The sequence below is a fragment of the Haladaptatus sp. ZSTT2 genome, assembly GCF_037081775.1.
Classification (GTDB): Archaea; Halobacteriota; Halobacteria; order Halobacteriales; family Halococcaceae; genus QDMS2.
Map to the genome: position 1 here is coordinate 984,681 of NZ_JBAMHQ010000001.1, position 20,497 is coordinate 1,005,177.

Sequence of the window (20,497 nt, forward strand, 5' to 3'; positions counted from 1 at the left end):
AAAATTCGAGTTTTGCTGGACAAATATACTGTGGAAAGTAGTTTTTGCGGAAATTTAGCCAGTATATCGAGAGAATTTCGAGATCGTGTCCGTTTCATCACATTGTCCGTCGGGTTCTGTGGTATCCCCAGTTCACGAACTGCGCGAGGTGCGCCAACAGGCAACACAGGTACTCTCGTGCTAGTTTGGCAGGCAGGAATCGGCCCACTGAAGCCGGTCGGTCAGAAGCAATTTGCACCGCGATTACTGTCCGTTCGTGCACCACACCCTAACTTCTCGACATACCCGCGTGTTACCGACGACCAAGGAGGTCACCGAGACGAGAGGAGACGTCCAATTTCCGTTTGGTCATGATGACGGTGGTCGGGATGCGTTGTCCGATGGCTTCTGGCACCGCGCCGAACAGGAGGCGTTGGAAGAACCCCTCGCGCGTCGCGCCGATGATGGTGAGGTCGTGGTTTTTCGCCTCGGTAACGATGCCTTCGACGACATCGGCATTCTCTACAAGCAGCGTTTCGACCGGGGTGTCCTCGAAAGTCGCCGCGGCGGCCTCTAGCAAGGCGGTGGCCCGCTCGCGCTCTTCTGCATCGGCGCGCGGGTCGATGACGTAGATGACGCGCGTGACCGCGCCCGTGGCGTGTGAGATGGCACGCGCAGTCTCTGCGGCGAGGTACGCGTGTGGCCCGCCCGCGGTTGGGAGTAAGATTGAATCGACCTGTCCGTCCGCTCGCGGGCCGATTTTCTCGACGTACACGTCACAGTCTGCGTTCGTGATGACGTCATCGACGGTCGAGCCGAACACCACGTTCCGCCGATTCGACCAACTGCCCCGCCAACCGACGATGACGGCGTCGCTCTCGTTCTGGCGAATCGTGTTGAGAATCGCGTGGGCGGCGTCGTGACTGACGCGAACCACTCCGCTCGCCGGGACGCCCCACTCGGCTGCGAACTCGATTGCGCGCACCAACACCGCCCGGCGCTGTTCTGCCAACCCACGGCCGCTCGAAAGCGGTGTCTGATGGGGCACGGTGACCGCGCTGACCACGAACACCTCGCCGTCGTTTTCAGCCGCGAGCGTACACGCGGTGCGCATCAGCTGTTCGATGTTCGCAGGGTTGGCGATGGGGACGACCACTTGGTAGCCGCGTTCCGGTCTCGCTGCGGTGTAGTCTGCGATTGCGGTGGGCGTTTCTGCCTCAATCCGCTCGATAGACGGTGCGCTGCCGATGACGGCGAACCAGAGGCCAACGCCGATGAATTCTGCAACGAGGCCAATGGCGAAGCTCCGCGGTTCGACGTTTGCGAGCAAGACGAGGTTTGCGGCGATGGCGAGCAGCGGCACCCACGGCGCTGCAGGAACTCTAAAGGGTCGCTCGATGGTCGGGAACTTGCGTCGAGAGGCGATGATGGCGACATTCACGATGGTCAGCCCGGAAAGGAGCAGGAAGTTCGCAAACCCAGCGAGCGTTTCCAGACCGAGGTGGAGGCCAAACGGTGTGGTCGTGGTTTCGCTCCCCGGTACGCCACCGAAGATGACGGTGAAGATGACGACGTAGATGAGGATGAACCCGCCCGTGAGCATCACCGTCTTATACGGCGTGTTGAGTCGCGGGTGGAGTTCCTCGAACTGCGCCGGGAGGTGGTCGCGCCGGGCCATCGCCAGTTTCACGCGCGAGCCGGCCATAATCGTCGCATTCGCCGCAGACAGCATCGAGAACAGCGCGCCGACGATGATGACGTAGAAGCCAACGCTCCCGAGGTAGTACTGGGCGGCAAGTCCCATCGCTACCTCGCCGTTTTGGCCCACGAAGTCGCGGGCGGCCTCGTTGCCACCCAAGGTGAGTTGGTCAGACAGGAACGACAGGAACCCAACATCGTTTACGGCAATCACGATGACGAGGACGACGAGCGTGTAGATGAGCGTGACAAAGCCCATGCTGAAATAAATCGCGCGGGGAACCGTCCGAGCGGGCGACTGGATTTCCTCTGCGTTCGTCGCGATAGCCGAGAAGCCAAAGAAGGTGATGAACACGAGCGCACTGGTCAGCCCGATGTCCCTGACGTGGGTGATGTTTTCTGCCATCGACGCCGTGATGGTGCTCGAATCGATTGCCTGCAGCCCGCCGTAGAGAAACAGCACGATGAGCACGATTTTGAGGGCGGTCACGACGATTTGGAAGGTGTTCGACTCCTCCGTCCCTTTGAGGTTAAGCCCGACGAGCAAGAGGAGGATGACGACCCCGGCGACCCAGAACGGGATTGCTTGGGGGATGTTGAGCACTGGATAGATGAAGCGGAAAAACCACTCCGAGAAACTGGCGAGATAGAACGCCGCACTGGCTGGATAGCCGAGAATCATCGTCCAGCCCATGATGTACGTGAGGTCGGTGTCGAACGTCTCTGCGACGTACATGTAGCCGCCGCCACTCTCCGGATAGATTGAGGAGAACTCACCGTACGCGGCGGCGGTAAAGGCTGCGACGACCGCAGCAAGCAGGAACGCGACGATAGCGGCGGCTCCGACCTTGCTTACCGCCAGCCCGGAGAGAACGAAAATACCCGCCGCAATCATCGTTCCGATGCCGATCGCAGACGCCCCGATGAACCCGATTTGACGGTCAAGCTCCTCCTCAACCACTCTCTCGGGCGTAGATTCCTGACTCATGGCACTCGTCGTCTGGCTACCGGTGATAGCCAACGTGAAGAATACCCAGTAGTACGAACCCAGAGTATAGATAGATTCTGTGACGTTTTTCACCGGAAAGCTGTTCGCAGCGAGCGGGTCAACAACGGCTATTGCGCCGGCACGCATAGTCGAAAAGATGACACCGCCCCACGCAGAGCCACCCGAGGGCCACGCCACGCTCAACACGGGCTACGTGACTGTGGATGGCACCCGCCTGTTCTACCGAACCGCTGGAAGTGGTACACCACTCGTCTTCGTGCATGCGGGCGTCGCGGACAGCCGCCTGTGGAACGAGCAACTCGACACGTTCGCTGCGGACTACCGCACCATCGCCTACGACCTGCGAGGGTTCGGCCGGTCGAAACTTCCGCCAGCACCCTACGCCCATTACCGCGACCTCGCCGCCGTGCTCGACGCGCTCGATGTCGAATCTGCACATCTCGTCGGCGCGTCGATGGGCGGGGCGGCCGCCCTCGATTTCACCCTCGACCAACCCCATCGCGTCAGGAGCCTCACCCTCGTCGCACCGGGGCTAAGCGGGTACGAAGTCCACGACCCGGACCTCCGCGCCCGCTGGGACGAAGTCGAAGCGGCCTTCGAGGCAGGCGATTTCGAGCGGACGGCGACCATCGAGAGCGAGATGTGGCTCGCCGGGCCATCGCGCTCGCTCGATGCGGTAGATGAAGCGAGTCGAGAACTGGTTCGGAAGATGCTGCTCCAGAGCTACGAACTGGCCACCGACGACGCGAGCGAATCGGAGGGCGAGCCGCCAGCGATTGGCAGATTGGGTGACGTTTCGGTGCCCGTATTACTGATTTCGGGCGCACTCGATGCGCCGGTCATGGCAGACATTGCGTCGGTGTTGGAAGCGGGCTTGGCGGATGTGCAGGTTGAAGTTATTGAAGGGACGGCGCATCTGCCGTCACTGGAGAAATCTGGGGAGTTCGATGCGGTGTTGCGGTCGTTTTTAGAGCAAGTCTCGCTGTAGCGAGAGGGCAACCCCAGAGGAAAATCTTGTGCAGGGATGCAGACAAGATGGTGGCGGAGCAACTCCCCGCATTGTCAGTCGATATCGACCGACTGGTGACGGACCTCTTGTTCGAGCAGGTCGGCACACTCCAGTCGTCGGTTCCGGGCCGACTCGGCGGTGATCGTCGGCCCGTCGTCGACATGCTCGGTGAGCGGGTCGTACGCCGCGATATCGAATCCCATCCGTTCGAGGTAGCCACGGACCGCCTCAGAGTCGAGGCCGTCCTCGATGGCGGCGTCGACGTATTCGAGGACAGTGTCAAAGGACGGGAGGACAACCTCCGCCTCGGTCCACCGGCCGGTCTCGCCCTCGATACGCACCTCGCCGTCGCGGACGGTGGCGGTCACGTCAGCCAACCGGTCGGCCAGCTGGACGACATGGCCCGGCAGTGCCGCGTCCGGCGAACGCCATTCGACGGTCCCAAACTGCTTGCGGAACTGAACCGGTGTCCAGACCGCGCTCTCTGGGTCGAAATTCGCCTCAACGGTTGCCCGGTCGACACCCGCGTCCAGCGTGGCGGCGACGAACTCCTCGTAGCGACGCTCCAGACGGCGCGTCCACTCTCGCTTGTCGTCGATGTACGACCACAGCAGTCCCTGATGTGGCATGCTGTCGTACGCCTTCCGTCGGTATAGTTTCGAGCGCGCGCCCGTCGCCAGCCGTTCTCCCCGATAGTATGGCGAGGAGTTGACCAGCGCCAGCGCTGGATCGAGCGCGACGAACGCGTTCATCTGGTCGACCTCGTGCCCGGGTTGCTGTTCTACGTGTATGTGCGTCCCGGCACAGTGGCGGACGTATTCGAAGTCCCCGCCGACCACCGCGTTTTGGATGCGCGTGCGTTCGCTGGGTATCTCAGTGACCTCTTCGCCAGCCAGCGGCGTCGCCAGTGGGACAAGTCTCTTGCCAGCCGCTTCGGCCCGGTCGAGTACCACTCGCAGCTGTGCGAACAGTTCCTCGCGGAGTTGCCCCGTCGTTTCGCAGGGCGTCGTCTTGATTTCCAGCAGCGGGCGGACGAATTCCCGTTCGACCCTGGAAGACGCCGACACCAGTTCGCCCGGCTCGGTCAGTTCCCCCTGCTCGTCTACGACCCAGTATTCGACCTCGATGCTCCGCCGAATCGGTTGTGTGGTGTGTGATGACACGATAACGACCGGTCAGGTTGACCCGCCTTCCTCGCGTGGTCCACCGTCGCTACACCCCACCCACAAACATATGCTAACAATTGACACGGTTGCATGTAGTGACGGTGGTCGCTTATAAATAGTTTCTGTGTGGAACCCCGGATATAGGGTATTAATAAATACATTTACCCCATTATTTCTGTCGGGCAAGTAGTTTGTAGGGAATTGTCGAGATAAATAGCTCATTTGTCCAGGCCGACTCTCAGCAGGAAACGCGCCTGTGTATCGTCGTGTTCGAACAAGGGATTGACGAGGCGGTGCTCGAACTCGACAACCTGCCAGAACAAAACGGGCGAGAGTATATAGCTAGAAAACAACTCCCGGCACTCACGACTCGCACGCAATCCAGAGAAGGGACAGAAGCATCTCATAATTACGACCGGGGCACGCTTTTTTCGAGGAGGGTATCGAGTGGGCTAGATGCGACCAAACCGCCGCGCGCAGCAGTTATAAGCTCTCAGTAGTCGAACTAGCGGTGTGAAAGCCGGTGCCCCATCAGCCGACTCTGCCGATGTCGGATGGGGAGGGGTTGTCGCGTTCCTCGTGCTCACATTCGGGTTCTCGTGGGGGATGTGGGTGCCACAAGCACTTGTCGCCGAGGGGGTCCTCGAAAGTGTTCCAACGCTCCCCAGTATCGGCGCGTTTGGCCCGACCCTGGCCGCGTTCGTCCTCGTAACGTATGCGAACGGGGTCGGTGGAGCAAGGCATCTCGCAAGGCGAGCCGTGCAACTGGATTTCCCGAAGCGCTGGCTCATCCCGACACTCGTTCTCGCACCAGCAATCGTGTTGCTCTCGCTTGGGGTGGCAGTCGTGACCGAGACGGTGCCGTCGTTCCCGTGGGCCGGGAGCCTCCTCATCCTCCCTATCGCATTCGTGGTCATCCTGTTGTTGGGTGGCCCCGTTCAGGAGGAGTTCGGCTGGAGAGGATACCTGCTCGGGCCGTTGCAAGCACGGTTTTCTGCACTCGGCGGTGGGATTGCGGTGGGGCTCATCTGGGCACTCTGGCACGTCCCGCTGTTCTACATCCCGAGTGAGACGATCTACTATCAGAGTTCGTTCGTCGGGTTCACCGTCTCGGTAACCCTGCTCTCCGTCCTCATGACGTGGGTGTACAACAACACGAACGCGAGCCTCCTGCCCGCACTGCTCTTTCACACGACGTGGAACTGGTCACAGGGGATGTTCCCAATTCTCGAATCCGACCCTGCAAGCCTCACGATGGTCGTCCTACTTGTCGTTACGACCGGTGCAATCGTCGCGTACTGGGGGCCACGTAGACTTCGGCGTGGTGGCGTTTCTGTGTCCACTCGCTCGTTTGAAAGATAGGGTTCTGTGGCATGGTAAGCAGCGGTTCTGGTCTCGTTTTTCAGGGTCAGACTTGTTGGTGAGATGTGTTGGTTAGAAAGCAGGCCTCGGCACTCATAGGGCTCCGCATCACCAACTGCCTAGGTTGGTTCGGAGTCGGTGCCTCGTCATTGGCCACCTGCAGTTATCCAGCGAACGAGCAAGTCAGTTTTCTTCTGGGGAACATTTTTCGAGGCGACCTGAGAACCAGCGAGCGATGAGCTGGCGCAAGATTCGGCCGGTGGTGCTCGGACTCGTGCGGCGAAACGACGAGGTGCTCGTGGGGCGGGGATACGACCCCGAGGCGGACGAGGTGTTCTGGCGGCCGCTCGGCGGTGGGATGGAGTTTGGCGAGCGACCCCTCTATCCTGAGGAGTTGCTCGACGTGGTAAAAGCGGACTGATGGGGATTAGAATTTCGTGGCGAGGACTGGGTAAAGCGCGCCAAGGACGACGCCGTAGACAGCGTGCCCGATGAAGCTCGACAGTGCGAGGTTCGGAACGGGTGGCGCGGCGGGGAAGCCCACCGCTTGCAGCCAGAGGGGCATGATGAAGCCAACCGCGACGATCGTCTGGAGTACGCTGAAAGCGATGCCGAGAACGGCTCCCGTCGGGAGTTTTGCGGCGTACTCCCGGAGTGGCTCCGTGGAGACGAACGCGGCGTAGACGATGCCGAATATCGCGCCGTGGACTAGGTGGATTCCCCAGCCAGCGGCGAGGGCTGGTCCCTGAATCCCGTAGAGGGCGGGGAGGGCGTTTGCGATGACGCCGCTGCTCCCCATCGCAGTTTGGAACCCGCCGAAGGCAAGCGTTGCGAGGAGTCCGGCGACGGCCGCGCCGAGCCAGTTGGTCGAGACGGTTCGTGTGACCGAATTCGTCTGTGTTTCTGAAGCCATACGTTGGCGTCTCGGACGTGGGAGAAAAGCGCACCTCGGACGGGCGAAAATGCAACACACGCGCCCAGTCGGTCGTGGTATTTACGGGCGTATTACTGGGCTTGAATCTTCTCGCGCGCCCCAGCAACCACGAGTGGCAAGGTTATCGTCACCTCCCACCTTTTTTTCACCTCCCTCGCGAGGCTCGGTCGGGCAAAAAGCTGGACCAAAAAGACTGCCGCGTTCCCGGTGGTCACGCGTTGTCCCGCTCGTTCGGAAGCCTCACTCGCGGTAGAAGCGTATCTACTCCTGAATCCTCTCGCGTGCTCCCGCAACCACGAGTGGGAGGGTGATTGTGGCGTCTGCGTACACCGAGACGTTTCGCGCTGCCTTCTCCAACTTGCCCCACGAGCGGGCTTCATCAAGGGTTGCCCCGGAAAGACCGCCCGTGTTCGGCGCGTCCATCGTAAGTTGGACGGCGTAGTTGTAGGCGTCGGGGACGACGAGCATCGTCTGGAGGACGAAGTTCTTCGGGACGCCACCGCCGACGACCATCGCGGCTGCCTGCTCTGCGTCGAATGCGATGTCGGTGAGGCCGGTCATGTCCGAGAGCGCGTCGAGGCTGAACTCGTTGACCTGCGAGTACATCCACGCCTGCAGGCCGAGCACGGAGTCTTGAATCGCGGGGACGTAGATTGGCACGTCGTTCTCGTAGGCGGCGGCAGCGATACCTGCGTCCTCCTCGATGCCCTCGCGCTCATTTATCTCGGCGTTCGCGCGGCCGAGTTCTTCGGTGAGTTCCTGAATGGTCACCGTCCGGTCGATGTTCGGGAACACTTCGGAGCGGAGGTGGCCTTCAAAGGCAGTAAAATGCTCCTGGGGGAGATAGACGTTGTAGATGCGGTCGACCCACTCGTCGCGGAGTTTTTCGTCGAAGTCGCGTGGCGTGGATTCGCCGTCATGGTCGCGGCCGTGGTGGTGCTTGCCGCCGATAGCCTCGATGGCGTCGTGGGTGAGGTTCGCGCCGGTCGTCACGAGCACGTCGATGTGGCCGTCGCGGATGAGGTCGGCCACGAGGTTTCGCATCCCCGTGGGAACCATCGCGCCTGCGAGGCCGAAGAAGTTGGTCACGTCATCGTTGCCAATCATCTCAGCGTAGATGTCCACGGCTTCGTGGAGGTCTGCTGCGCCGATTCCGGCGTGACCGTACTCGGAGACGAGCTCGCCAACGGTCATGCCCGCCCACACGTCGGTGTGGCCGATTGGGTCGTGGTGGAACTCCTCTCTGGGTGGGAGTTCGTGATCTGCGTCGTCGCTCATTGTCACAGGGTGTGGGTTGCGAAGGTTTGAACGGCGCGGTCTGTGGCGGCTACAACGCTTATGAGATGGTAGCAAGACTCATGCAGTATGGCACCCGCTGTCCCTCCCCTGTCGGTGCTCCCCTCTGCCCCCGACCTGTTCCTCATCGTGCTGTCGGGCGTGGTGGTCTTTGGCCTCCCGCTCGCCGTCGGCCTCGTGTTCATGCGCGGCGTCAATGAGGAGCGAGCCGTCCTCGATGAGTCTGTCCACGACTTAGAACAGCAGATAGACCACCTCGAATACGGCCGCAATCCGTAGGCTAGAGTCCCGTCGGTTCACCGATGAACGCTGTCTCCAGTCCCCACTGTTCGGTGAGGCTCTGGAGCGCACGCACCCCGAACGTCTCGGTCGCGTAGTGGCCAGCAAGCACGACGTGGATGCCCGCTTCCTTCGACTCGTGGTAGGCAGGCTGTTTCCCCTCGCCCGTGATGAGCGCGTCTACGCCCACCGCTTCTGCTTCCGGGAGCCAGTCGGTTCCGCTCCCGGTGATGATGCCGATATGCTCGATTTCGTCGGGACCGTGGTCGAGTATCTGCACGCCCTGCCCGCCATTGTCGAGGCCAACGAGTGCTTCGCGGAGGTCAGTCACGGAAAGCGGGTCGGGAGCCGACCCACGAAGCCCGATGTATTCTGCAGCCTCCGCACCGAATCGCTCGCGGTCTTCGAGCGCAAGCAAGTCTGCGATACCGGCGGCGTTGCCGAGTTCTTCGTGCCCGTCAAGGGGGAGGTGTGAGGCGTAAAGGGCGATGTCGTTCTCCAAGAGCAGGCGAATGCGCTCGTAAGTCGCGCCGGTCACGCGCTCGATACCGCCCCACGAGAGGCCGTGGTGGACGACGAACACGTCCGCCCCTTCGTCGGCCGCAGCTTCGATGGTCGAGACGGCGGCGTCCACGCCGAAGGCGACGGTTGAGACGTCCTTCTCGTCGGGGCCGACCTGCAATCCGTTCGCGCTCACGTCGAACGCGTAGTCTGCGGTGCGAAGGCGCTCATCGTAGCGCGAGACGAGGTCAGTGAGTTTCATGGATTCAAATTAGCCACCAACGTTAAGAAATGCGGCGATGACAAAGCGACTACCCGCCTTCGCGGGTCGGACAACGGAGTTGATTCCCAATGGGAAAATTCCGCAAAGCCGCATTCGTTTGGCGTCGATTACCTCGACGAACAAAGAATCGGATTGTCCGAACAGCACGGGGACTCGCACGCCGGGTGACCCCCGGGTAATAGCCGGCCCCGTTCCCGTTTTTAGGTTGAAAAGTAGAGTGCTAAGCCCTCTCCCTCAAGGAGCGAACGAAGTGAGCGAGTACGGAGGGGATACAGCACCCGCACGAGTTGCAAACATCCTAATCCATACCATAAATACACTCTGTTTCGTATATTTTGACAAGTCGTATGGAGTACAGTCCACACTTCCGCTTGTTGCCCACCGAGAAGCAACGCGAAGACCGTGACTGGACTCGAAACACCGTACGACAAGTCTACAATCACGGCCTCTACCGATTCAATCAAATCCCCGAATCCGAGGGAACCGTGAAACAGAGAGTCCGACAACTCAGAAATGAGCTACCCGAACTCAAAACGTGGTGGACAGACCTGCAAGACGTGTACTCGAAGGTCTTGCAAACCCACATCGAGCGCATCGCTCGAAACATCACCAATCTCGGGAAACTCAAAGCGAAAGGCTACAACGTCGGCTCGTTGAACTGGAAGAAACCACGAGAGTTCCGCAGTTTCACGTACAACCAATCAGGCTTCAAACTCGACCACAAGAGTGGCCCGAACGGACGTGGGTTGCTGTACCTCTCGAAAATCGGCTGGATTCCAATCCGCCTCCACCGCGACATCCTCGAAGACGCCGAAATCGCGGAAGTCACGGTAAAGAAAGAACCCACTGGCGCATGGTACGCCTCGTTCTGCATCGACGTAGAAGAACCCGTGAAACCACCAGTCGAATCACTCTCAGTGGACGACTGTGTGGGTATCGACCTCGGAGTTTTCAACTACATCCACGACTCAAACGGTGTTGTCGTTGACCGTCTTGACCTGTCCGACGACCGAGACCGACTCGAACGCGAGCAACGAGCGTCGTCTCGCAAAACATACGGGTCGAAAAACTGGGATAAGCAACGTCGGCGAGTGGCGAAAGTCCACGCTCGGATGAACGAGATGAAGTGGGACTTCAAGAACAAACTCGCACACTACTACACGACGCACTACAAGGCTGTGTTCCTCGAAGACTTGAACGTTAAAGGGATGCTCGAAGGGGCGCAGAACGCCCGCAACAAGGCCGAAGTCGGGTGGCGTGACCTCATCACTATTTTCAAGCACCACGGTCGGAAGAACGGGTGCTACGTGGTCACAGTCAAACCAGAGAACACGACCTTAGATTGTGCGTCATGTGGAACATCGGTGTACAAGCCGTTGTGGGTTCGTGGGCATTCGTGTCCGTCGTGTGGGTTTGAAACGGATAGGGATTGGAATGCGTCTCTCAACGTCCTCAGTCGAGGACTCAAGAAACTAGGAGTGGTTCACTCCGAAGACACGCCTGTGGAGACTGCAACCGCTATGTCCACCGACGGTGGCGATTCCTCGTCCATCGTTGTGGATGCAAGTCGCGTCACAGAAGCAGGAAGCCCCGTCCTCAAGGAAGCAACGCGAAGCGTTACTGAGTAGGGCGGGGTAGTTCACGCTGAATCGGCGTGTGAGAAGACGAATTCTCTGCACAGTTTCGCCCCGAGCGTCGCCGTCTGCCCGTCGTCGCGGTCGTTCACCTCAACCACGTCGAAGCCGACGGCATGTGGGGCGACCTCTCTAACAACATCACGCATCTCACGCGGTGTGAGGCCGTACGGTTCCATCGTCCCCGTCCCCGGGGCGAAGCCGGGGTCTGCGGCGTCGATGTCCACGCTCAGGTAAACCGCACCGTCGCCCTCGTACGTCCACTCGGCCACGTCTTCGGGGGGAATTACGGTCACGTCGCCGTCTGCGGCGCGTTCCCACTCGGCTTTGTTGCCCGTTCGCGCGCCGAGGATGATGGCCTCGTCTGTGACTTCGAGGGCGTGGCGGGTGACGGTCGCGTGGCTGAGTGGGTTTCCAGCATATTCCTCGCGGAGGTCGAGATGGGCGTCGAGACAGACGAACGTGTCGGGGGCGGTTGCTCGCACGCCCGCCACGGTCACCGTGTGCTCGCCGCCAAGGAGGATGGGAAGCGCCTCGTCACGCTCGATATCGGTGACCATCCCCTGTAAGAAGTTGAGGTAGTCAACCGCGTCGTCCCACGCGTGGAGGTCGCCCTCGTCTGCAACCTGCAAGTCAGTAAAATGCGCGTCCGTCCGGTGGTCGTAGTCGTCAAAGTTCTCCGCGTACTGCCGGATGCGTCCGGGGCCGAATCGGGCCCCCGGCTGGAACGAAGTAGAAATGTCAAGCGGCGCGCCGAGAATGACGTACGAAGCGTCGGTGCGAGAAGCCAGCGCGCCCGGGAACATTTAGATAATTTTGCGCTGGTCGTCCATCTCGAGGTATTCGATTTCGTCTTCCGGCGTCAGCGTCTTGTCGCCGGGAACCTTGATGGAGAAGGTTTCGTAGGTATCGAGGTCCATGACCTGAGCGACGTCGGAGCTTTCGACGCTCACGACCTGTCCCTGTTTTCGCTCGATAATTGGAATCCAGACTTTTGCGTCGACTGGCTGGGAGAAGCTACGCTTTTTGCTGTCGAAGACGCCCTTCCCCTCGACACGGGCCTTTGCACTGCCGTGCTTGCCGGGCTTTGCCGTGCTGTAGGAAGTGATGAGACACGGAACGTTGTTGATCATTACGTAGCTACCTTCCTGGAGGTCGCGGACCTCGCCTTGTTGCTTCGCCATGTGTCTGCTTTTTCCACGAGACTGTATAAACGGTTTGGAACGCTATTCGTGCCGCCGGAGACAGGTTTCAAGCCGTGAGAGGCCCTCTCGCAACTCCGCCGTGGGCAACCCAAATCCCAGTCGAAATCGGTCTGGATAGCCAAAGAACTCACCCGGCGCGAGGACAACGCTTTCTTCTCCCACGACCGCCTGACAGAACTCTTTTCCGCTCGAAAACGCGTCGGGAATCTCGATAAACGCGTTCACGCCAACCGGTTCGAACCACGCTAAGTCCCACGCATCGACGAACTCTGCGACGAGCGCACGGTTCGTGGCGGCAATCTCGCGGCTCTCTGCGAGCAGTTCGTCTTCGCGCTCGAACGCTTGCCCGGCGACGTGTTGGCCGAACTGGGAAGGCGAGATGGTCGTGTAATCTTTCCAGTGCCACGCCGCTTGCACGACCTCTGGCGGGCCGACAATCCACCCAAAGCGCAGGCCTGCGAGGCCGTACGCCTTCGAGAGGCTGGCCGTGCTGATGGCGCGTCGGCCGAGGCTCGCCGCTGGCGGGTGCGGATTCTCTGCGAGCAGCCGGTAGACTTCGTCTACGAGCAGGTAGGCGTCGTGTTCGACGGCGAGGTCGTACAGCGCAGCCATCGTCTCCGCGTCGTGGTATTTCCCCGTGGGGTTGTTCGGGTTGTTGACGACGATGAGGCGAGTGTCCTCGCGAATTGCCTCGGTGACGGCGTCCACGGAGAGTTCCCACGTCGGCGCGTCGAGTTCGACCGTCGTCACCTCGCCAAAGGCGTCCGGAATCGCGTGAAGTGACTGGTAGGTGGGCGTGACCGTCACCGCGTGGCCGCCCTGCCCGAGCAAGGCAAGGAACACGAGGAAGTTCGCCTCCTGTGCACCACAGGTGAAGATGACTTCGTCCACGCTTCGGTCGTAGCGGGCGGCGAGCTGTTCGCGCAACTCCTCGTCGCCGTTGGTCGGGATGACGTAACCGAGTTTCCCGGGATCGGTGTCGAATCGGCTCGCCGAAAGCGACCGAATCCCACTCTCTGCGAGCATGATGTCGGCATCCGCTTCGTACCGGGCGAACCAGCGTTCGAGGCCGAACGAGTCGATTTGCATACCCAGAGTAACAGCCGAGTCGGAGAAAAGTAACGGGGTTTTGCCAAGCGTTTTTAGCCAAAGGAGCGGCCAGCGACGCCATGTCCTGACTGACAACCGCGAAGCGTCCCGCGGGTGTACGACACACCGCTTCGCGCCCACGACCGTGTCGTTTGTTCGCCCCTATTTGCCCTGGCGCTGGCGAAGGTTCTGTCGCGTAAACTGCGGAGTCGCCCGAATCCCACGACGTTTGCGAAAGGAGAGATAGAGCAACCCAGCGATTGCGAGCGAGAACACGCCCGCCACCGCGCTCGATTCGGGCGTCGCAAACGCGTAGAGCACCGCGGTCGCAATCAGCCCAACCGAGAGCAACATGCCGTAGATAAGCCGCTTTGCGAGGCGCGTGAGGTGACCATCAGAGTCCTCGATATCCGCACGCACGTAGAAGTCATCGCGGTTGACACGGTCAAGCGCGCGTTCGAGCTTCGGTGGCGTACGAAGCCCCGACCACGCCGCCTGTTTCACCTCGTCGCTGCGGTCTTCTAGGAACTGCTTGACCCCCGCCTCGCGGTAGCCCTGCTCGGTGAGATACTGCGTCGCAACCGAGATAAAGTCGAAATCGGGGTCGAGCGTCACGCAGACGCCCTCTACCACCGTCGCCACGCGCAACACGAGCGCAAGATTCGACGGCAGGCGAAGCGGGAACTCGTAGATGGTGTCTTCGACCTGGCTCACAATTTGCTGGACGCGATACTGTTCGATGTTCTCACCGCGTGCATCAGCGATGGCGAGTTCCATTACGTCGCCCATCACCCGGCGGTCTGCATCCGGGCTGAGCGTCCCCATCTCGATGAGCGCGTCGAGGATGCCTTCGATGTCTTGGTTCGCAACCGCGATGTAGAACTCGATGATTTTCTGCTGGACGAACTCGTCTACCCGCCCGCTCATCCCGAAGTCGTAGAAGACGATTTTGCCGTCCGGGCGCACCGCGAGGTTTCCGGGATGTGGGTCTGCGTGGAACACGCCATCGTCGATAATCATCTGCAGATAGATGCGCTGGAGGGTCTCGGCGAGCACCGAGCGGTCGACGTTCATCGCGTCGATGTCTTCGATATCGTTGATTTTCGTCCCGCTCACGTACTCCATCGTGAGGACGCGCGAATCGGAGTGCGATTCGATGACGCGGGGAATCACGATTCGGTCTTCGTCTTCGAAATTCGCGCGAATCTCCGTGAGCATCTGCCCCTCGCGGCGGTAGTCCATCTCCTCGCGAATAGTTCTCGCAAATTCGTCTGCAAGGTTTTCGAGCGAGAACGCCCGCGCCGTGCCGGTAAACCGCATCAGCACCGGCAGACTCCAGCGGATGACCCGCAGGTCGGCTTCGACGAGGTCTTCGATGTTGGGTCGGCGCACCTTGACGGCGACGGCTTGGCCGTTGAGTTCGGCGTAGTACACCTGTCCAAGGCTCGCGCCGCTGATGGCGTCTGTCTCGAAGGTATCGAACTCCGCGTCTATTGGGCCGAGTTCGGTTTCGATGACCTGTTTGGCCTCCGGCCACGGCGCGGGCGGGACGCTGTCTTGGAGTTTGGTGAACTCGTGTATGTACTCCGGTGGGAGAATATCCGGGCGCGTAGAGAGCAACTGGCCGAGCTTGATGAACGTCGGCCCGAGTGTCAGCATCGCATCGAGGAGCGCCTGTGCTCGCTGGCGGCGAATCTCCGGGGTGACGGTTCTACGCCCACCGAACAGCAAGAACCGGCGTCGGTCACGCGCGTAGGCGAGGAGCAGCGGTAAAAACTGTCTGGCGACGGTGAAAAACCGTCGGTACGGACGAAGGTTCACTGACTTTGGAACCCCCTATTCGTCACTGATGGGAATGCTCGTCCCGGGAGCGGCACGCCATTTCGGGAGGGTGATTTCGAGCACACCACGCGACACAGACCCCTCTGCTTCCGTCCCGGTCACCTTCGGCGGGAGCGGCAGGTCTACGTCGAGGAACATAGAGCGGTCTTCCCGAAGATACCGGTATTCGGTCGGGAGGTCTTTCTCTCGGCGCGCCTCGATGTGGAGTCGTCCGTTCTCAACACGCACATCCACGGTGTCTTTCGTGACGCCGGGGAAGTCAATCACGAGGAGGTACGAGTCGTCGTTTTCGAGGAGGTCTGCGAACACTGCGTCTGGAAGGTCTCGCAGAGCATCGCGCAGCGCTGACATACCCATGGCTATGGACGCAGGAGCGAAAAAGCCCCCGGTAGCGGGAATTCGCCCGGGTGCTTTTTGTCGGCCGCGACGTAGGGGCCAGCCATGAGCGACCTCCTCCGAGACGCCGGGTTCAAAGAGCTCACCCGCGTCTCCACCGCCCGCACCCGTCTTCGGGACGTAACCACACGACACGAGCGGACTGTCCGCCGTTCGCTCGTCGAGGCAGACGGCTGTGTGCTGGCCGAAGCCGTGACGAGCGGGCAAAACGTGCCTCACTACGACCGCGCGGCGATGGACGGGTTTGCGGTCAGGGCTGAAGACACGTTCGGCGCCTCAAGCAGAGCGCCGAACCTCCTACGCGTGGCCTCAGACGAAGTCGCGCCCGGCGACGCCGTCCGGGTGCACACCGGGAGCGAAATCCCGCCCGGCGCGGACGCCGTCGTAATGGTCGAACATGCAGAGCTGGTTGGCGACGACCTCGAAGTGTTCGACGCCGTGGCAGAAGGCGAGAACGTCGCTCCCGAAGGCGAGGACGTCGAGGAGGGCCAACAACTCTACGAAGCGGGCCACCGACTGCGCCCCTCCGACCTCGGCCTGCTCAAATCGACCGGCGTGCGCGAGGTCACGGTGTACGAACCGCCTCGCGTGGCCGTCATCCCGACCGGCGAAGAACTTGTGGAGGAAAACCCCGAACCCGGCGAGGTCATCGAGACAAACGGGCTGACGATTTCGAGACTGGTCGAACGCTGGGGTGGCGATGCGAGCTACCACGACATCGTGACTGACGACGAGACAAGCCTCCGCGAAGCGGTCGACAATAATCTCGATTCGGACATCATCGTCACGACCGGCGGTTCGTCAGTCGGGGAGCGCGACCTGATTCCAGAAGTCATCGCAGAGATCGGTGAGGTGGTCGTCCACGGCGTCGCGCTCAAGCCCGGCCACCCGGTCGCCCTTGGCGTCGTTGCTGACACCCCAATTATCATGCTGCCGGGCTATCCCGTCGCGTGCATCATCAACGCCGTCCAGTTCCTCCGTCCGGCGCTCAAGTGGGCTGGCGGGCTGCCACTCGATTCGTTCCCGACGGTCGAAGCCCGCCTCGGGCGAAAGATACACAGCGACGTGGGCGACCGAACCTTCGTCCGCGTACGCCTCAGCGAGGAAGACGGCGAGCGCGTGGCCACCCCGACGCGGGCGAGTGGCTCCGGCGTGTTGTCGAGCGTCGCGCTCGCAGACGGCTGGGTCGAAGTGCCAGAATCGAGTGAGGGGATTGCGAGCGGGGAAACCGTCGCGGTACAGAACTGGGAGTGGCTCGCGTGAGCAGAAAAGAGTTCCACGACCTCGCCACGCCGAACGAGGCCCACGACTCGATTGCGTCGCTGGAACTTGGCGGGCGCACAGAAACCGTGTCGCTCGCAGCGTCTCGCGGTCGGGTGCTCGCAGAGCGCATCGACGCCCACCTCGACGTGCCCGGTTTCGACCGCGCGAGTATGGACGGCTACGCGGTGCAGGCGCGCGACACCTTCGGCGCGGACGAAGCGAATCCGGCGGTGTTGTCGCTCGTCGGTGAAGTGCACGCAGGCACAGAACCAGCCGTCTCAGTTGGTGAAGGTGAGTGCGTCGAGATCTCGACCGGCGCGGTGATGCCACCCGGTGCGGATGCCGTAGTCATGGTCGAGCGCACCGACGAACGCGACGGCGAAATCGCGTTTCGAACCGCCGTCGCGCCCGGTGACAGCGTGATGCTCGCGGGAGCAGACATCGCGGCCGGAGAACGCGCCCTTGGCCCCGGAACCCGCATCACGCCCCGCGAGATTGGCCTACTGTCGGCGCTCGGAATAGACGAGGTTCCCGTCCGGGCAAAGCCGCGCGTCGGCATCGTCTCGACCGGTGACGAACTCGTCCGACCGGGCGAGTCGCTCAACAGCGCCGCCGGGCAGATTTTCGACGTGAACAGCACCACCATCGCCGCGGGCGTCGAGGACGCGGGCGGCGAAGCCGTGTTGTACCCCCACGCGGGCGACGACTACGACGAGATGGAGCGATTGTTGACGAAGGCGGCGAGCGAGTGCGACCTCGTCCTCTCCTCTGGCTCCACGAGCGCATCCGCGGTGGACGTCATCTACCGCGTCATCGATGACCAGGGCGAGCTGGTGCTCCACGGCGTGGCCGTAAAGCCAGGCAAACCCATGCTCATCGGCCGCCTCGAACACTCTGCGTACATCGGGCTGCCGGGGTATCCGGTGTCCGCGCTCACCATTTTCCAAGCCTTTGTCGCACCCGCCATCCGCGCGGCGGCAGGGCTTCCCGAACCCGCGGCGGCGACTGTTTCTGGAAAAATGGCCGTCCGCGAGCGCTACGCTGAAGGTCGGATGCGACTCATGCCCGTCGGCTTGGTCGAAAACGGCGCGGGCGACCTGCTCGTCTACCCGGTGGACAAAGGAAGCGGCGCGACGACGAGCCTTGTCGAAGCAGACGGCGTCGTCGAAGTACACCCCGACACCTCGTTTCTCGATATGGGTGAAGCCGTTTCGGTGTCGCTGTTCTCGCCGGACATCGTCCCGCCGACCGTGTTCGGTGTGGGCGAAGACGACCCCGCACTATCTCGGCTACTCGACAACGTGACGCGACCGCGCTATCTCTCGATGGGGAGCCGCGAAGGGCTCAGACGGCTCCGCAACGGCATCGCCGATGTTGCGGTAACGTCGATGGGTGGCGAGCCGGAGTTCGACGCCGTCTCGCTCGGGTCGTGGACGCGCGAGTGGGGACTCGTCGTTCCGGCGGGGAATCCGAACGAAGTGACCGGGCTTGCAGACCTCGTCGACCGCGACCTCCGGTTCAGCAACCGCTCGTCTGCATCCGGGCTCAGAACCTCGCTCACGGAGGCGCTGGCGGCGCTCGCAGCCGACCGCGGCCAGACGCGCCACGACCTCGTAGCGGCGATTGTGGGCTTCGACCACACCGTGAAAGCCCACGAGAGTCCGGCACGGAAGGTTGCGACCGGTAGTGCAGATGTCGGCCTCGGCCTTCGGGTCACCGCCGAGAAACTGGAACTTGGCTTCGTCTCGCTCGGAACGGAGACGGTCAACGTGTACGGAAATCCTGACCGTGTGGAAAAACCGGGTGTTCGCGCGCTATCTGAAGCGATTGCGGCGGCGGATGACGTTTTCGCCGCGTTGTCCGGCTACGACCGGCCCTAACCGGCCGCCGAAGTTTATAACCAGTCGTGCGACGTTATACCATACGCCGGATTCCGGTGGTGGCACATGAGCTGCGCGCATCCACTTGAGGCGGAATACCTGTACCCCTCAGACACAGAAGTGTTAGGCATCGAACATCGAAACGGTGACGTCGTCGTCGTACTGGCACTCCCGTGTCCAGAGTGCGGTCACGACTTGCGTGTCAATTCGACGGTCACAACGGTCGAAGAAACCGTGATGGGGGCGCGACTCGAAGACCCACAAGACACCTACGACTAATCTTCTGCGGGCGGCTGTTTCGAACGATTCAGTGTGCTGTTTTTCCACAACTCCTCGAACGACGTGATGCGATAATCCCCGAGAACGCACTCACCGCGCCGGTGGGGGTCGTGGCGTTCGACGTGAATCCCGTCAAGCCCAGCGTTCCACGCCGCGCCGATATCGTTCGAGCCGTCGCCTGCGAGCACGCCGTGTGCGTCAGGTGACACACCGAGTTCGCGCATCGCGAACGAGACGGGGCCGGGGTCTGGCTTCCACCCTAAATCATCGCTACAGCAAACGATGGTGTCGAACCAGTCACCGATGTCGAGATGCGCGAGCACCGGGTGGGCGAGAAACGGCTGACAGTGCGTGACGAGGCCAACCGGCGTCGAAAGGTCTGCGACGAAGGTGGCATCGTCGTGGAGATACGTGGCCTCGGCGCGAGCAGTCGGGTCTTCGACCGCATGAAACGCCGGCCAGAACGCCGCCGGGTCGATGCCCCACTCGGTGAGTTTGTCCTCGCGCTTCCCGCCGAGGCCGTGCCAGAGGATTTCGGCTTCGCGGTCTGAGAACTGCCGGCCGAGGCGGTCGCCAACCCGGTCGAACACCTCGCGGGTGTAGCGCCACTCCACGTCGATGAGCGTGCCGTCTAAATCAAACAGCCAAAAGTCGTAGTCAGCGACGACCATTCACGGAACCTACGACATGGGCCGATAAGTCCTTTTCCGCTTACGTGACCTGAATCGAACTGCCGAGATACTTAGAGACCACTTCGTCCACCGAATCCGCGTTGAACAGGTCGAGATGGCCGTGGATCTCGTCTTTCAGCGCGTCGAGATACGCAGTCGAGGTCTGGAGACCTTTGAACTCAACGCCGACGACGCGCAGCGAAAATGCGTTTTCAAGGTCGCGTGTGAACGCGGTTGCGTCGTTCAGGTTGCCACGCCAGAGGTAGTCTCTGAAGAACAACCAGCCGTCTTCACCCGGTTGTGCTGCATCCTTGTAGAGCTTGACCGACATCTCCGCGGGTGATAGCGTGAGGTCATCACGGGCGCTCTCTGGGCGAACGCGAATCTCGAACACGTAGCGTGCGTGGCTCACTGCTCGTCGTTGAACCGCCCCGCGAGGTGCGTATCCTTCTCAGTGATGCCGCCTTCTTCGTGGCTCGTGAGCCGCACTTCGACCTGCTTGTAACCAATGGTGATTTCCGGATGATGGAACTCATCATCGGCGATTTCTGCGATGTTCGTGACGAACTCGACGCCATCTAGGTAGTCGTCGAACTCGTAGGTGCGCGTAATCTCGTCGCCGTCTCGCTCCCACCCGCTCGGGAGCCGGGAGGCGATTTCGTCGTCGGAGAGCAGGTCTGCCATACCCTAACCACTCGCTCGATTGAAATAACCGTTTTTGC

The 20,497-nt window shown here is 61.3% G+C and carries 21 protein-coding genes; 8 read left to right on the forward strand and 13 right to left on the reverse strand.

Annotation, left to right across the window (positions count from 1 at the left end; genetic code table 11):
* Positions 1-292 precede the first annotated feature (292 nt).
* On the reverse strand, positions 293-2,665 hold the full coding sequence (locus V5N13_RS05465) for an amino acid permease (RefSeq protein WP_336359936.1): 2,373 nt from the start codon (positions 2,663-2,665) through the stop codon (positions 293-295).
* A 157-nt stretch (positions 2,666-2,822) separates the two neighbouring features.
* On the opposite strand from V5N13_RS05465, the gene V5N13_RS05470 reads away from it, so the two are divergent.
* A complete protein-coding gene (locus V5N13_RS05470) occupies positions 2,823-3,674 on the forward strand; it encodes an alpha/beta fold hydrolase (RefSeq protein ID WP_336359937.1) in 852 nt (283 codons plus the stop codon).
* A 74-nt stretch (positions 3,675-3,748) separates the two neighbouring features.
* Here the strand turns inward: V5N13_RS05470 and V5N13_RS05475 are convergent, their stop codons facing one another.
* Positions 3,749-4,858: a glutamate-cysteine ligase family protein gene (locus V5N13_RS05475; RefSeq protein ID WP_336359938.1), complete on the reverse strand. Its 1,110-nt coding sequence runs from the start codon at positions 4,856-4,858 to the stop codon at positions 3,749-3,751.
* Between the two features lie 516 nt (positions 4,859-5,374).
* Between V5N13_RS05475 and V5N13_RS05480 the strand changes: the two genes are divergently transcribed.
* A complete protein-coding gene (locus V5N13_RS05480; RefSeq protein ID WP_336359939.1) occupies positions 5,375-6,223 on the forward strand; it encodes a type II CAAX endopeptidase family protein in 849 nt (282 codons plus the stop codon).
* A gap of 235 nt (positions 6,224-6,458) precedes the next feature.
* Complete coding sequence (locus V5N13_RS05485) at positions 6,459-6,644, forward strand: hypothetical protein (RefSeq protein WP_336359940.1); 186 nt, start codon at positions 6,459-6,461, stop codon at positions 6,642-6,644.
* A 6-nt stretch (positions 6,645-6,650) separates the two neighbouring features.
* Here V5N13_RS05485 and V5N13_RS05490 read toward each other — a convergent pair whose 3' ends face one another.
* On the reverse strand, positions 6,651-7,136 hold the full coding sequence (locus tag V5N13_RS05490) for a histidine kinase (RefSeq protein WP_336359941.1): 486 nt from the start codon (positions 7,134-7,136) through the stop codon (positions 6,651-6,653).
* A 282-nt stretch (positions 7,137-7,418) separates the two neighbouring features.
* A complete protein-coding gene (locus V5N13_RS05495; protein ID WP_336359942.1) occupies positions 7,419-8,435 on the reverse strand; it encodes a deoxyhypusine synthase in 1,017 nt (338 codons plus the stop codon).
* A gap of 87 nt (positions 8,436-8,522) precedes the next feature.
* Between V5N13_RS05495 and V5N13_RS05500 the strand changes: the two genes are divergently transcribed.
* Positions 8,523-8,732: a hypothetical protein gene (locus V5N13_RS05500; RefSeq protein WP_336359943.1), complete on the forward strand. Its 210-nt coding sequence runs from the start codon at positions 8,523-8,525 to the stop codon at positions 8,730-8,732.
* Between the two features lies 1 nt (position 8,733).
* Here V5N13_RS05500 and V5N13_RS05505 read toward each other — a convergent pair whose 3' ends face one another.
* Positions 8,734-9,495 (reverse strand): Nif3-like dinuclear metal center hexameric protein, encoded by a 762-nt coding sequence (locus tag V5N13_RS05505; RefSeq protein WP_336359944.1) that lies wholly within the window; start codon positions 9,493-9,495, stop codon positions 8,734-8,736.
* 368 nt (positions 9,496-9,863) lie between these two features.
* On the opposite strand from V5N13_RS05505, the gene V5N13_RS05510 reads away from it, so the two are divergent.
* A complete protein-coding gene (locus tag V5N13_RS05510; protein ID WP_336359945.1) occupies positions 9,864-11,144 on the forward strand; it encodes an RNA-guided endonuclease InsQ/TnpB family protein in 1,281 nt (426 codons plus the stop codon).
* An 11-nt stretch (positions 11,145-11,155) separates the two neighbouring features.
* Here the strand turns inward: V5N13_RS05510 and speB are convergent, their stop codons facing one another.
* The 5 genes from speB to V5N13_RS05535 all read right to left on the reverse strand — a co-directional run bounded on the left by speB (position 11,156) and on the right by V5N13_RS05535 (position 15,637).
* Positions 11,156-11,956 carry an agmatinase gene (gene speB, locus V5N13_RS05515; protein ID WP_336359946.1) on the reverse strand — a complete coding sequence of 267 codons (801 nt, stop codon included), beginning with the start codon at positions 11,954-11,956 and terminating at the stop codon, positions 11,156-11,158.
* Entirely contained in the window at positions 11,957-12,334 is a 378-nt protein-coding gene (locus V5N13_RS05520; RefSeq protein ID WP_332899853.1) for a translation initiation factor IF-5A, read from the reverse strand.
* A 42-nt stretch (positions 12,335-12,376) separates the two neighbouring features.
* Positions 12,377-13,444 carry an aminotransferase class I/II-fold pyridoxal phosphate-dependent enzyme gene (locus V5N13_RS05525; protein WP_336359947.1) on the reverse strand — a complete coding sequence of 356 codons (1,068 nt, stop codon included), beginning with the start codon at positions 13,442-13,444 and terminating at the stop codon, positions 12,377-12,379.
* A 162-nt stretch (positions 13,445-13,606) separates the two neighbouring features.
* Entirely contained in the window at positions 13,607-15,265 is a 1,659-nt protein-coding gene (locus V5N13_RS05530; RefSeq protein WP_336359948.1) for an ABC1 kinase family protein, read from the reverse strand.
* A 15-nt stretch (positions 15,266-15,280) separates the two neighbouring features.
* Complete coding sequence (locus tag V5N13_RS05535) at positions 15,281-15,637, reverse strand: Hsp20/alpha crystallin family protein (RefSeq protein ID WP_332899856.1); 357 nt, start codon at positions 15,635-15,637, stop codon at positions 15,281-15,283.
* A gap of 90 nt (positions 15,638-15,727) precedes the next feature.
* On the opposite strand from V5N13_RS05535, the gene V5N13_RS05540 reads away from it, so the two are divergent.
* The 3 genes from V5N13_RS05540 (at position 15,728) to V5N13_RS05550 (ending at position 19,104) form a co-directional block, all read left to right on the forward strand.
* Positions 15,728-16,945, forward strand: coding sequence for a molybdopterin molybdotransferase MoeA (locus tag V5N13_RS05540; RefSeq protein ID WP_336359949.1), 1,218 nt, complete (start codon positions 15,728-15,730; stop codon positions 16,943-16,945).
* Entirely contained in the window at positions 16,933-18,825 is a 1,893-nt protein-coding gene (locus tag V5N13_RS05545; RefSeq protein WP_442905063.1) for a molybdopterin biosynthesis protein, read from the forward strand. Before V5N13_RS05540 ends, V5N13_RS05545 begins: the two co-directional genes overlap by 13 nt.
* 66 nt (positions 18,826-18,891) lie before the next feature.
* Complete coding sequence (locus tag V5N13_RS05550; protein WP_332899859.1) at positions 18,892-19,104, forward strand: hypothetical protein; 213 nt, start codon at positions 18,892-18,894, stop codon at positions 19,102-19,104.
* On the opposite strand, the gene V5N13_RS05555 is transcribed toward V5N13_RS05550, so the two are convergent.
* From V5N13_RS05555 to V5N13_RS05565, 3 genes are read right to left on the reverse strand one after another with little or no spacing between them, the layout of a single operon-like run.
* A complete protein-coding gene (locus V5N13_RS05555) occupies positions 19,101-19,775 on the reverse strand; it encodes an HAD family hydrolase (RefSeq protein ID WP_332899860.1) in 675 nt (224 codons plus the stop codon). The genes V5N13_RS05550 and V5N13_RS05555 overlap by 4 nt on opposite strands.
* A gap of 40 nt (positions 19,776-19,815) precedes the next feature.
* Positions 19,816-20,187, reverse strand: a complete 372-nt coding sequence (lwrS, locus tag V5N13_RS05560) for an LWR-salt protein (protein ID WP_336359951.1) — start codon at positions 20,185-20,187, stop codon at positions 19,816-19,818.
* Complete coding sequence (locus V5N13_RS05565; protein WP_336359952.1) at positions 20,184-20,459, reverse strand: 4a-hydroxytetrahydrobiopterin dehydratase; 276 nt, start codon at positions 20,457-20,459, stop codon at positions 20,184-20,186. Before V5N13_RS05565 ends, lwrS begins: the two co-directional genes overlap by 4 nt.
* Positions 20,460-20,497: the final 38 nt, after the last annotated feature.